The organism is Moorena sp. SIO3B2 (genome assembly GCF_010692525.1).
GTDB classification, from domain to species: Bacteria; Cyanobacteriota; Cyanobacteriia; order Cyanobacteriales; family Coleofasciculaceae; genus Moorena; species Moorena producens.
Genome location: NZ_JAAHHE010000032.1, coordinates 1 through 13,132, shown reverse-complemented (window position 1 = coordinate 13,132; position 13,132 = coordinate 1). Strand labels below are relative to the sequence as shown.

The 13,132-nt window shown below is 44.9% G+C and carries 9 protein-coding genes and 4 pseudogenes; 5 read left to right on the top strand and 8 right to left on the bottom strand.

Going from position 1 to position 13,132, the window contains the following annotated elements; genetic code table 11:
* The first annotated feature begins 488 nt into the window (after window positions 1-488).
* Window positions 489-941 (top strand): hypothetical protein, encoded by a 453-nt coding sequence (locus F6K38_RS10665; RefSeq protein WP_287252222.1) that lies wholly within the window; start codon window positions 489-491, stop codon window positions 939-941.
* 154 nt (window positions 942-1,095) lie between these two features.
* Here F6K38_RS10665 and F6K38_RS10660 read toward each other — a convergent pair.
* From F6K38_RS10660 to F6K38_RS10645, 4 genes and pseudogenes are all read right to left on the bottom strand, one after another.
* Window positions 1,096-1,750, bottom strand: a pseudogene (locus F6K38_RS10660) (Uma2 family endonuclease).
* Between the two features lie 193 nt (window positions 1,751-1,943).
* Window positions 1,944-2,138 (bottom strand): annotated as a pseudogene (locus tag F6K38_RS10655) (DUF4058 family protein); the annotation flags it as partial.
* Between the two features lie 108 nt (window positions 2,139-2,246).
* Window positions 2,247-2,495, bottom strand: a complete 249-nt coding sequence (locus tag F6K38_RS10650) for a hypothetical protein (RefSeq protein ID WP_008185379.1) — start codon at window positions 2,493-2,495, stop codon at window positions 2,247-2,249.
* 80 nt (window positions 2,496-2,575) lie between these two features.
* On the bottom strand, window positions 2,576-4,915 hold the full coding sequence (locus F6K38_RS10645; RefSeq protein ID WP_008185381.1) for an alpha/beta fold hydrolase: 2,340 nt from the start codon (window positions 4,913-4,915) through the stop codon (window positions 2,576-2,578).
* Between the two features lie 161 nt (window positions 4,916-5,076).
* Here F6K38_RS10645 and F6K38_RS10640 point away from each other — a divergent pair, with 161 nt between their 5' ends.
* Window positions 5,077-6,321 (top strand): sensor histidine kinase, encoded by a 1,245-nt coding sequence (locus F6K38_RS10640; protein ID WP_044493487.1) that lies wholly within the window; start codon window positions 5,077-5,079, stop codon window positions 6,319-6,321.
* A complete protein-coding gene (locus F6K38_RS10635) occupies window positions 6,318-6,953 on the top strand; it encodes a response regulator (protein ID WP_008185384.1) in 636 nt (211 codons plus the stop codon). Before F6K38_RS10640 ends, F6K38_RS10635 begins: the two co-directional genes overlap by 4 nt.
* 515 nt (window positions 6,954-7,468) lie before the next feature.
* Here F6K38_RS10635 and F6K38_RS44135 read toward each other — a convergent pair.
* Window positions 7,469-7,622 (bottom strand): annotated as a pseudogene (locus F6K38_RS44135) (IS630 family transposase); the annotation flags it as partial.
* 71 nt (window positions 7,623-7,693) lie between these two features.
* On the opposite strand from F6K38_RS44135, the gene F6K38_RS10625 reads away from it, so the two are divergent.
* On the top strand, window positions 7,694-7,861 hold the full coding sequence (locus F6K38_RS10625; protein WP_154659821.1) for a hypothetical protein: 168 nt from the start codon (window positions 7,694-7,696) through the stop codon (window positions 7,859-7,861).
* Window positions 7,862-7,980: 119 nt separating this feature from the next.
* Here F6K38_RS10625 and F6K38_RS10620 read toward each other — a convergent pair.
* Together F6K38_RS10620 and F6K38_RS10615 are read right to left on the bottom strand one after the other, a co-directional pair.
* Window positions 7,981-8,259, bottom strand: a pseudogene (locus F6K38_RS10620) (IS630 transposase-related protein); the annotation flags it as partial.
* A 280-nt stretch (window positions 8,260-8,539) separates the two neighbouring features.
* Window positions 8,540-9,307 carry a DUF4058 family protein gene (locus F6K38_RS10615; RefSeq protein WP_071104053.1) on the bottom strand — a complete coding sequence of 256 codons (768 nt, stop codon included), beginning with the start codon at window positions 9,305-9,307 and terminating at the stop codon, window positions 8,540-8,542.
* A gap of 227 nt (window positions 9,308-9,534) precedes the next feature.
* Here F6K38_RS10615 and F6K38_RS10610 point away from each other — a divergent pair, with 227 nt between their 5' ends.
* The gene (locus F6K38_RS10610; RefSeq protein ID WP_137985426.1) at window positions 9,535-10,473 is read left to right on the top strand and encodes a CBM96 family carbohydrate-binding protein; all 939 of its coding nucleotides are present in this window, start codon (window positions 9,535-9,537) and stop codon (window positions 10,471-10,473) included.
* 140 nt (window positions 10,474-10,613) lie between these two features.
* Here F6K38_RS10610 and F6K38_RS10605 read toward each other — a convergent pair.
* A partial coding sequence (locus F6K38_RS10605; protein WP_287356581.1) for a WD40 repeat domain-containing protein occupies window positions 10,614-13,132 on the bottom strand: 2,519 nt, incomplete at its 5' end.

Below are 13,132 nucleotides of genomic sequence, written 5' to 3'. Positions count from 1 at the left end.
CTGGGACAAAGGCTAATCCCGGAAAATCAATAATTTATCAAGAATTCGTCAGCGAAAGGCCTTTGGCCACGCTACGCGAACAGCCGTCAGCCGTCAGCCGTCAGCGAAAGGCCTTTGGCCACGCTGTGCGAACGACGCTGGGATTTAACTCAGCATTAAACGAATGCTTACCTCTTTTATTCAAAAGGTGTTCGCGTAGCGTGCGCGTAGCGCATTAGCTTATAACTGATAAATAATAGTTTATAACTTACTTTTACTTTTGCTTTATTACCGATTTCAGCTATTAGCTAAACTTGTTACTATTATAACTATAAAATTGTAAATATTTATTAAAAAAATATAAATTATCCTGATTTTTTTTATTTTATACTTGACAACAACCATAGCCAATGTTTATAATATAAACATACCAAAAAGAGCCGCGCTTTGCGGGTGTCAACGACAAGCGCGGCTCTTTCCCAAACCACAGTTTAGGTAATTCTATAATAATGCCAAAAAAACAATTCGTTCATCATCCCATCGATTATCACGAAGCGATGGAGCGTCTTGAACAGCTTCGACAACAGACGGAGCCGAGGGATGAAAATATCTATCCCTATCCGATCACGGAGCGATGCAGCGCGGTCTTGGGGGTTTCCCCCATGAGCGACTGCATCAAGAAGCGAGAGCAAATCTTGATTCTACTGTACAGTTACTGCCAATTGGGTATGACACCCCAACGGTTTTACCAAAAGTGGGACTTGACTCACGAAGATATAGCTTTGATCTGCTCTTGTTCCGTTCACACGGTTAATGGCTGGTTTTCCACCAGTCGTCGCTGTTACCCTCCCACTGCTGGTCACTTGCGCCATCTGGCGATTATGGATTTTTTGTTGGAGGATTTTGAGACTATTCCGAAGGAGTTATTGGAGCGACTGCATCAAGACAACGATTGTGCTTGAAGGAGGGCAGAATGTAGAATTTAGAATTTAGAATTTAGAATGTATAATTCTACATTATAAAACGATTTTGGTTTGCGATTCTCCTAGGAGAATCGCACCTAATCAAACTGCTGCGATCGCCTTTGGCGCACCTCCAGGACATGCTCCCAACAAATCAGGTTATAATTCCTTGTAATTTAAGTTTGAAACCGGGAAGCACCGCTTCTCCAGATAACTCGTTGGGATTATCTATAACCTCAGTTTTTTGTCCTGACCGATAGATTTCAACCCGTCGATTCTGAGGGTCAATCAGCCAACCTAAGCGCAAGCCATTGTCAATGTATTCTTGCATTTTTGCTTGTAGCTCCTTGAGACTGTCAGACTTTGATCGCAACTCAATTACGAAATCAGGACAAACTTTAGGGAGCGATGCAGCGCGGTCTTGGGGGTTTCCCCCATGAGCGACTGCATCAAGACAACGTTTGTTTTTGTTCCTCGGTGAGTGCATCCCAGCGGTGACGTGACACCCAAGAGCTATCAGGGGAACGATTCGAGCCACTGGGAAGTTCAAATCCGGTAGAAGAGTCAAATGCTTCTCCTTTTTCTGGGTTTTCCTCATACCAATTTCCTAATTGCCTGGTAATACTAAGATTTCTTTTACCGGTTTCCCATCCTGTTGGTGGATTCACAATCAATTTTCCTTGGGCAGTTCTTTCTAATCTCAGGTCTCGGTTAGCAGTGGCTAATTGTTCAAACTGTTGGTGATTTACTTTGAGGTCCAAAGATGGTGGAACTATTAGCTTCAGTAGGGGGTCTAGTTGACTTGACATAACCGTTAATCCTGGCAATTGAGATATAACGAGGGAGCAGAAGATAAAGAAGTCACTTCGGGTAATTACATTGGGATTTTGGGGAGTTTATATAAGTCGCGATCGCTTAATGGATAATTGAGTAAGGATAAAAAAGGTTGGGCAATCTGCGAACATTTATCTTTCTGTTAATTTTTGTCCTGATTCAAAAATTTTATCGGCGACATCCTGCCCAAGATTCTACATCATCCTCCGACCAAGGCAATGGTGGATTGCTGCTATAGTCAATAAAATAGTCGTAGCCTAACTGGTCATAAAGCTGATCCACCAATGTCTGTAATTGTACCATTGGTTCGGTATCCCCAGGAAGCAGGGGAAGCGGAAAAGAGGGAATGCGATCGCTTAAACTAAATGGATAGCACTAATTCACCTTAGGGGCAATCAATTCCTGACCCGCCTGATCAAGGGTGAGTCCCTTAACCGTTTCCTCTAAGGGAGCCTTGCCTCACACCAAATATCAGCTGATAGAGCTGATAAAGGTACCGAGTAAATTCCAGAATCTTTTCCCTAGCCAAGCAGATAAAACTCCACAGTAAATGGAGAAGCCTATGCTTAAAAGCATTATTGTATTCAAAGATATCTCTACATGCCAAAGCCATCGATAGATAGACATGATAGCGATGCCCGCCAGTAATCCGGCAGCCGCACCTGCTGCCGCCTGAGTTAATACTTGTCTTGTAGTACGTTGAATCGTTTCTGTTTCCATAACTAGAGGCTCCTCGTTAGTATCGTCAGCAATCCTGCACGGGACACACAGGAGTGTGCCCCCAATCTCAATCTATTCAATTACTTCACCTTGGATGCAATCAATTCCTGACCCCCTTGATAAAGTGTTAATCCGTCAACCGTTTCATCTGCTGACAAATTGAATTGAATCGTGATATCTGCAACCTGAGCCAAGAATTTAGTTTCTGAAACAGCATAAAGGCTAAACGCTTCCTGCCCTGTGGCTTGGGCGAGTAGTTGTTCTTCCTCGACTCGAATAGCGATCTGCATATTAGGGAGTAACTGGTAGGTTCCCACATAGCGGTTGTAAATTGCTGGGTCAAGCTCAACAATCTCAGGCTCACCGGATTCATTAACTGTGACAGTGTCAATATCAACAGTTAATTTTTCTAGTTGAGCTTGTACGTCTTCAGACATCTCAGCCTGGTAACGTCCGCCCAGGTGTTCAGCTAAAAACTTCTCTAATGCAGCTGTCATGGCCAGCGAGTTGATCTCCTTACGGAAACCATGGCCTTCATCGGGGGCAATCAAATATTCCACCGGTCGGCCTAAATCTCGCAATGCGGCCACAATTTGGTCCGATTCCGCTTGCTTAACCCGGGGATCCTTGGCTCCTTGAATTACCATTAGTGGGGCCTGAATTTGGTCGGCGGAAAACAGGGGTGACTGGGCTTTTAGACGGGAGCGATCGCTCGGATCATCCGGATCTCCCAGCCGCAGAGCAAAGGTAGCCTTCATCGATTCCCAATAGGGGGGAATTGACTTGAGCAAGGTAATCAGATTCGATGGCCCCACATAGGATACGCCAACGGCATAGATATCTGGTGTAAATGCCAAACCAGCTAGGGTGGCATAGCCTCCATAGGAGACACCAAAAATTCCCACACGCTCGGGATCGGCAATCCCTGCATCAATCAGATACTGCACGCCATCCGTCAGGTCATGCTGCATCGCACCCGTGCCCCATTCGTTGTTACCGGCATTGAGAAAAGCTTTACCATAGCCAGTAGACCCTCGAAAGTTGGGTTGGAGAACGGCGTAACCGCGATTAGCCAGAAACTGGGTAAACCGCTTGTACCCCCACATATCTCGTCCCCAAGGTCCACCGTGGGGCATGACAATCACCGGTAAGTTCACTGGGTCTACCCCCTGGGGCAGGGTCAGATAGGCTGGAATCTCTAGACCATCACGGGCTGTATAGCGGATCGGCTGCATGGTGGCCAAATGTTCCCTGGGCAGCTCTGGCCGATCATCGTAGAGTTTTTCCAGGGTTTGAGTACTACGATCAAATAGATAAGTAGACCCGGGATTCACATCGCTCCGGGTTCCAATCAACGCAAAGCGATCATCCAGGGTAAGGGATTGCAACACAATATCAACGTCGGGCAGTTGTTGTTTCAGAAAGGCTAGATCAGCCGCTATCTTGTCGTTTTGAGGATAGATGCGGATGCGATCGCCAATATAGGAGGTAGCAATCAACTCATCAGTCGCTTGTGAAAACACTGCACCCCCAAAATCCACCTGGTTTTCAGGATCAACTTCCACGACCTGACTCTGTTGGCTTTCGAGATTAAGCAGCTCTAACTGGATTAAATTCCCATCCCGATTGCTGATCAGATACACCCGTTGGCCATCTTTATGAAAGCGAATGGGGACACAGGTTTCTTCAATTCGACAGGTGTAAACAGGTGTTAATCCATCTTTTTGCACCGCCAGAATCTCATGCCCCCCTTCCAGGGTTTGGCGATAGCCGATGCGCACATTACCGTCTAAATCCGTTGTCCAGAGGGCAATATTATCGTCATTTTGAATCAACAGCGTCCGCTCGCCTGTTGTCAAATCCAAACGATAGACATCATGAAACTGGGGATTGCGCTCGTTAAGACCGATAATGATGTGGTTGGGAGTCCGTTTAGGAACGCTATATATACTGGCCGTAATCCCCTCTACAGGGGTTAAATCGCGGGTTACCGGGCTAGTCTCACCTAAAGATTTAGCTTCAACCGCATAAATGTGAAAATTCTCATTGCCCCCTTTATCCTGGCCGTAGAGAATGTAACGACCATCGGCGCTCCAAAAGTAAATTATAATTGGGCTTTCAGCATCAGCCGTGACTGGACGAGCAGCTTCCATCGGTTCATTGATGCCCTTAACCCACACATTGATCACGCCGTCTAGAGGTTTTTGAAAGGCCAGAAACTGACCGTCGGGGGAAAGCTGGGCACCCGTAATCTCTGGATCGCCAAAGAATAGTTCCCGCTGAAGTAACGGTGCTACAGCGGTCTGACTTTCAGCAGCGCTAGCAGTTTTTGCCGTTAGGGGCAGCGGTGGATTGCCAAGGCTAAAACCCATCAAACTAATAGACATCATCAAACCTGCACCAAATTGAAATTGTTTCATGACAAACCGTATCCTCTGAAGAGTTGCTTATAATTCAATATTAAACAGGCCATTTCAAACTGACTATAGCGAAAGGTCATATGGATACATGACGTTTGTCATGGAAATTTATCCATAAGTTTCATAAGCTGTAGAAGCAGTCATAAGCATTAGGTAAGCTGATGTCAGCTCGGACAACTCCTCAGGTTTCCACCATTAATCCTTCAATTCCTAAAATCCTGCGCTATCTGGAATGGGCATGTTTGATCATGACCATCCTGCTATTGCTGTTCCTCATCCTGAATAAATCATTGTCCAACGAGACCAAGGGCAGTGACTACCTAATAAGCTTTTGTGTATTGGGAGTTTTGGCCATTCTGAGCTTTTTCTTTCCAATCCGTCGCCCCATGTGGCAGCGACGAGTTTATGTCTTTGCCGGAATTTCCTGTGTGTTGGTGACAATAATCTTTAGTGATGCCGGTCTCGGTCTCTTTGTCTTTCTATACTTAGCCAAAAGCTGTTTTCTGTTGCGTCGTCGGGACGTGATCATCACGGTTGTTTTAGTCGGCATTACCTGGCATGTAGGTTTTGCGTGGCGGTTAACGAATGATTTACTAACTGATCTCTCAAAACCGATTGCAGAGCAGCAAGCTCGCTTTGAAAAAAACCTACAAACCCTTCAAGAGACTCCCCAAGTATTTATTGCGCAACTGATTTTCACTGAACTTGTAGTCTATATTTCTCTGAGTGTGCTAATTACGCTGCTTTGTTTAAGCTTAGTGGCTGAGTACAGGAGTCGTCAGCAAGCAATCGCTTTAACTCAGGAAGTTGAATTGCTAGCCGCAGATTTAGAACGCACCCGCATTGCTCGCGATATTCATGATTCATTGGGGCATACTTTGACCTCCCTTGATGTGCAGCTAGAATTAGCACAACGACTCTACGAACGAAACTCTAATCAGCTTCAACCAGCGTTAGACACGGCCAAACTGCTGGCCAGCCAATCCTTACAAGAAGTGCGTCGGGCAGTGACCACCATGCGAGAAGAGACCTTTGATCTCAATAAGGCCCTGCCACAGCTGCTGGAATCTTTTACATCCAACCCATCCATAACGGTTAAAAGCAAAATAGATTTGCCCCAGCTGCCGTTACAAACCAATCATCAGCTTTACTGTGTGGTTAAGGAAGGATTGGAAAATATCCGCAAACACAGTCAAGCCCAGGTTATTCACCTCAAGGGATATGCTTCGGCTGATGCGGTTATCCTTGAGCTAAAGGACGACGGTATTGGCTTTGATATTGCTAAACCCACCCAGGGTTTTGGCCTCAGGGGTATGCAGGAGAGAGTTCAGCTGATAGGCGGATCGATACAATTAGATAGCACACCGGGACAAGGCAGCTGTATTCAGATTAGGATACCACGATGATTCGACTTCTATTGGCTGATGATCAACCCATCTTTCGTCAGGGACTGGCGGCACTGTTGTCCCTGGAGGATGATCTCGAGGTGGTGGGTGAAGCCAATCACGGTGAAGAGGCCATTGCCCTCACGGAGAGGTTACAGCCTGACATTATCTTGATGGATGTGCGGATGCCCATCTGCGATGGCGTGCAAGCAACCCGAGAAATCCATACCCGCTACCCCTGGATTCGGATTCTGGTCTTAACCACCTTTGACAATGATGACTATGTGTTCCAGTCTCTTCAGGCTGGGGCGTTGGGATATTTGCTTAAAAGTACTCCAGCACCTAAGGTGGCAGCGGCCATTCGTAGTTTGCATCAGGGATACAGCCAATTAGGTCCTACCATCGCTCCAAAGGTGTTTTCTCAACTGAATAATACCCAACCTGAACGGGAAAAAACAGATTATCATGCTCAATTCAATCAGAGGGAACTACAGATCCTGAAGCTGTTGGGACAAGGTAAAAGCAATCGAGAAATTGCAGCCGCCCTTAATCTGACCGAAGGCACGATTAAAAATCATCTAACTAATATTTTCTGTGAGTTGGATGTTCGCGATCGCACTCAGGCTGCCCTCTGGGCTCATCAGCATCTTTAATGTGCATTAAATTAAACTATTTTATCACTATTTTATCTGGAAAATCATCATAGCAGAGCTTTTTTGGTAAAAACTAAACTGCAACAACCAACCCACGGGATGATTACCTGAGTTTGACGTAATAAAAATAGCAATAATTCCGGAATTTGGACAAATATTTTCTGAATTAAACTATCATATTTTATAGCCGTATAAGTATAGATTAGGACGTTAAATAAACAGCCAAATCAACTCTTAATACGAAATTTTTCGATAGTAATTATTTATTTTATCACTCGATTTTTAATCGAAAATCAATAATGTTCTATTTTCTTTAAATCAGGAGAATAGGGGGGCAAATAGTAAGGTGCGCGCCTCCAAGGGCGCGAGCAATTCCTCGCGCCCTTGGGTAGCACCTGAAGTTAACAACCGGCTGATTCAACTAATTATCGAATTTTTTATCCTCTCTTGGTGCGCGTGACCTAGGCGTTCGCGGAGCGGCGACCTAGGAGTTGGAAACCTCACGGTCGCACCGCTATGTAAACTAGCTTGTCTGGCTTCTTTTTAGAAATTTTTTCTAGAAACTCTTGCCTTTTTTATTCATCCCTTTCTCGATAACCGTAAGTTTTTTTTTCGGGTATAACCGATTTTTTTTAAGGCAATACCAAAAGTCCTATCACTAATCTTTTCGTAAGCATTCAGCCGTCAGCCGTCAGCCGTCAGCCGTCAGCCGTCAGCTAAAGTAACTCAGCATTATTCCAATGCTTACCTGTTGTCTTGATCCCAAGCGCGAGTGGGGGAAACCACGGCAGCGCGGTCATGGGGGGAACCCCCAAGACCGTAATGGTGCGTTTTCCGTAGGCGAATTTAATTCGCCACGGGTCGCACCTCTGCCTCCCCAAGACCGTAATGGTGCGTTTGACCCGTAATTAAATTCGCCACGGGTCGCACCTCTGCATCGCTTATTCAAAAGCACCATCTGTAGCACCTCAAGTAGCGTGCGCATTAGCTGATAGCTGATAGCTGATAGCTGATAGCTGAATACTTACATCTTTTCTGACCATGCTTCTGCCATTTCATTCTGAGTTGAGCTACCATGAGATTGGACAAATTTACTAAATCTCTCCAAATCAGCTATTTTCGGATTATATCCCTTTTGATAACCCTCTTTTGGCCTATAATATCCTGTTTCATTTCTCTTTTTTAACCAGATATCAATTGTATTTCGGCTAATTTTAAATAAACGACTAGCTTGAGTTTTTACCATGCCATCGTCGATAGCACTAATCACTTTTTTTATTAAAACTGTAAGGAACTGGCATTTGATTAATTTATTAACAAATCCTGGCTATTTAGCTTTTTGACTATTATGTCCTAAGCTTTGCTTCGACTGCTATATCATATGTTGGAGAAGATCTATACTGGCGTAATGGTGATGGGACTGAACTAGCAAGAAATACCCAACAGATTCTTATGTTGGGGAAGCGCTTTTAAGACTTAGATAGCTTTAGGGGCGACATGGGCTCTAAAAAGCTTACTATATTTTGAGGCTAATGAGCTATGGCTTGATACAGTCGAGAACTTATTTTTGTCCTGATTCACAAATTTTATCGACGATCTCCTACCCAAGATGCCACATCATCCTCCGACCAAGGGAATGGCGGACTGGTGCTATAGTCAATAAAATACTCGTAGCCTAACTGGTCATACAGCTGATCCACCAATGTCTGTAATTCTACCATTGGTTCCGTATCCCCAGGAAGCAGGGGAAGCCGAAAATAGGGAATGCGATCGCTTAAATTAAAAAGGTACAAGTCAGCAGTGGGACGGGTATTAGAACGACTGACTAATATCCGATAATGACTCGGATTACTGCTGTTAGAAACAGGCAAGGGTTCCCCATCTCGCAACAGGTCAATTTCTACCAGATGAGTCATACTCTCCAAAATCTGCTGGCGTTTGGCTTCGTATTTAAGACGCCCTTCTCCTCGTTTATTGGCAGGGGAGATCACTTCAATCGCTGTTACCACTTCCTTGGTGGCTACATCTTTAACCTCGATGTAGGATTGTCGCACTTCTTCTCGTAAAGGAACAGCTACCTTAATCGGTTGAACTGACGGTTCAGATACCGCAACTGCTGTAGCCATTGCGACTGAAGCATCTCGGCTTTGTTGAACCGTAACATCTGGTCTACCAATGGCAATCTTCGTTGAGCCAGCAATCTTATAAACCCACTTATCGGTAACCACCCGATATTTAGGTAGCAGTTTAGGAATTAATGCTCTAGCCAAAGCTGCCAGCAATTGATTGTGGAAATCCGACCAATATTCCGGTTGTTCAAGGTAGGGATTCATCCCTGGAAATGGGTTAGGCATATAGCATTTTGATTTGAGTTGTGAACATACTTCCTTAAGGAAAGGCAAGAGGCATGCATGCTAGAGGCAAGAGTTAATCAAGTACAGAGGGATTTTGGGTAAGGATTTGAGCTCTTAAGATTTACGCTATAAATTAGCTCTAAGGATTTCAGCTTACATGTCGCCCCCCAGGATTGCTCTATAGTATAGATGCACCATTATTGTTAACGCAATTACAACAACGTAACATGGTACCATTATCTCTCAGAAGTCTATGGGCTTTTCTGCTGAGCGCGGTTTTGATAATTCCTTCCGTGATGCTCTTCCCCGCTCCAAGCCAAGCCATGGTTAACGCTGAAAGCGAGAGCATACAAAATGTAGAAAACCCCCAAGTAGCACCAATCACTGGCAATCTTCAACTAATTACTACAGCAGCGGGCAATGGAGCAGACACCTTTATCCGAGGTGGTTCCTACTCTAGTAAGAATAATGGAACAAACGGTAAATTAGTCGTCAAGCTTGATAACACCGTCTCTTATAGCCGCAAAACTTACCTCCGATTTGATCTCAGTGAGCTGAATGATGGTATTGATGATGTGAGCCTGAATTTGAGTACGATAAACCTTCCCAACACCAAAGGATCTATTGAGTTTTATGGCTTGAATGATGGAGTAGACGAAAATTGGTCTGAAACCAAAACCACTTGGAATAACGCGCCGGGTAATGATACTTACTCTACCAATTTATTTCTCTCAAACCAAACAACTTACTTAGGGAAACTCCCTGCAGCTTCTATAGCGACAGGAGATTCTTTTAGCTTTAACTCACCTGAGTTACTAGATTTCATCAAAGGTGATACTGATGACATAGTGACTATTCTGATCAATCGTGCAGAATATAAAGCCCCAGATGCCTATATCGTTTTTGCGTCTAAAGAAAGCACTGAGTATAGCCCTCCTACACTAATGGCTACTCTGAAACCTGCTGTTCAAAGCAAGCCTGAAACTGATACAGCCAATCTTTTTGAGCTTCCCGATTGTGTGAATTCCGATTGTAACTGCTCGGATTTTAAGACTCAGGAAGAGGCACAGGCTGTGTTTAACTACTTTGGAGATGATCGTTTCCGTCTAGATGGGAACAAAGATGGTCTTGCTTGCACCAGTCTGCCCCATGCCAAAGCTCCATAACCTTTAGTCCTCCACGACTTAGCAATGTTCTAGATCGCTCTTATTGAAACCAATCCCAATTCTCAGCAGGAGGATTGGGTTTCGGCTCACATTCCGCATTTCAAAGTAAGTACCTAGGCACAATTAATGGCATTGCCTATTTATGCGATCGCACCCAACTGTTTCAGGGTTGCTTTCTGTGCCTCAGTTAATCCTGTCACTCCAGTGATATTCATCGCTTCGTAGAGTCTGGGAGCTCTGAGAATTTTCAGGCACTTGCCCGTCTTAGTGTCCCAAAGCCTCACCGTTTGGTCTTGAGAGCCACTAGCTACAATTTGACCATCCCCACTAAAGGCAACAGAAGAGATTAGATGGGTATGTCCGGTGCAAGTGTGGCGGCACTCCCCTGTCGAAACATCCCACACCTTGACAGTTTGGTCGTGAGAGCCGCTAGCGATAGTGTTGCCATCGGGACTGAATGCCACGGAAAAGACCCAATTGTTGTGTCCCCGTAATAGTTTAGAGCATTCACCCGTACTCAAATCCCAGAGGCGTATCGTTTCGTCTGTACTACAACTGGCCAGGATATTATCCTTAGGACTGAAAGCGACGGATTTGACCCGATTACCATGTCCCTGTAACGTTTTCAAGCATTCCCCTGTGCTAACATCCCACAGCCTCACCGTTTGGTCAGTATTGCTACTGGCCAAGGTTTTACCATCACTACTGAAAGCCACTGACCAGATCTGATTAGTATGTCCTTCCAAAGTGCTGACGCAGTCACCAGTACGCTCATCCCAAAGCCTCACCGTTTGGTCAGCACTGCCACTGGCTAGGGTTTTCCCATCACCGCTGAAAGTGACGGAATAGATCCAATCAGTATGTCCGTGCAAAATCCTTAAGCATTTTCCCGTCTTGATATCCCAAAGCCTGATAGTTTCGTCTCTACTGCTACTAGCTACGGTTTTACCGTCAGTACTAAAGGCCACTGAACACACGTGAGCAGTATGTCCGTGCAAAATACTGATACAGCGATCGCTATGATAATCCCATAGTCTGACTGTATTGTCGTTACTGCCACTTGCCAAGGTTTTACCATCAGGACTGAAAGCCACTGGAAATACCCAATCAGTATGTCCCTGCCAAGTTTTCAAGCATTGACCAGTGCCCCAATCCCAAAGTCTGACAGTTTGATCTAAACTCACACAGACTAGGGTGTTACCTTCAGGACTAAACGCCACAGAAAAGATCTGATTAGTATGTCCATGCAAGGTTTTCAGGCAAATACCAGTGTGGTAATCCCATAGCCTGACAGTATGGTCGCCACTACCAGTAGCTAGGGTTTTGCCATCAGTGCTAAAAGCCACTGAGTAGACTCCACTACTATGTCCGGTGTGAGTACTAACACAGCTACCAGTCCTAGCATTCCAAAGTCTGACAGTGTGGTCATTACTGCCACTGGCTAGGGTGTTGCCGTCAGTGCTAAAAGCAACTGAGCGTACTCCACTGGTATGTCCAGTACAAGTTCTAACCCAACTACCAGTGCTAGCATCCCAGAGTATTACAGTGTGGTCATCACTGCCACTGGCTAGGGTTTTGCCATCAGTACTAAACGCAACTGATCTCACACAACCGGTATGTCCAGTAAACCTGTTGAGGCATTGACCCGTGTCACCATCCCAGAGTATTACGGTGTGGTCGCTACTACCACTAATCAGGGTATTACCTTGAGGATTAAAAGCAACTGAGAACACTTCATCAGTATGTCCAGTACAAGTTTGCAAGCAGCTGCCATCACTGACTTGCCATAACTTGACGGTATGGTCAGCACTACCACTGGCTAAGGTTTTACCATCCCGACTAAACGCAACAGAGCGTACCCAATTAGTGTGACCCTCACAGATTACCAGTAGTTTACCAGTTTGCACATGCCATAGGCGAATCTGAAAATCTGTATCACAAATTGCCAACATCCTCCCATCTGGACTAAATGCTGCTGATAACATATTCCCTAGGGTTTCAGTAAACACTGAGCCAGCCAAGTCACAGCCAGCGAAATTGACATTGTGTAATGTCAGTCCCTGTAGGTTGGCTTGCCAAACTGTCAGACCAGAAAAGTCATAGCCGTTTAAATCAATCTGTAATTGACTCAGTAAATTAATAGTATTACCACTGACATATCCCATCTGGAGAGTAGATTTTTTAACCCCAGGAGTCGGGGAGCGCAGCATTGATAGGATTTCCACGAGATGGTTTTCCAGCTTTTTTGTAGAACCAAAACTAGAGAGTAATTTCTCAATAATCGGTTCGAGAATCAGACAGAATTGAGCATCCCTAACATAGTCAGGGGCGCTGGCTTTGACTAGGGAGTGAGTGCGGAAGATAGCGATATTTTGACTAATAATCTCTTCAGGAATCTGCTCGATGAGTCGATTAATCATGTATTCCATGACTACAGGTTGTTGGGTAAACCCAGTCGAAGTTTTCTCAATCAATGACCGCCGTTGTAGAGACCCTACAGCTTCTAAAATATCAGTAGCGCATAGGTAACAGACAAAGTCTTCTTGCAGTTCTTCAAGAGAAATGGGTTCCCGATTGATAGCTAGCCAGTACATCAGTTCCTTTTCTGTGGAGGTAAGGCGCTGAAAGTGCCGATCTAGTAAATCCCGAATATCATCAA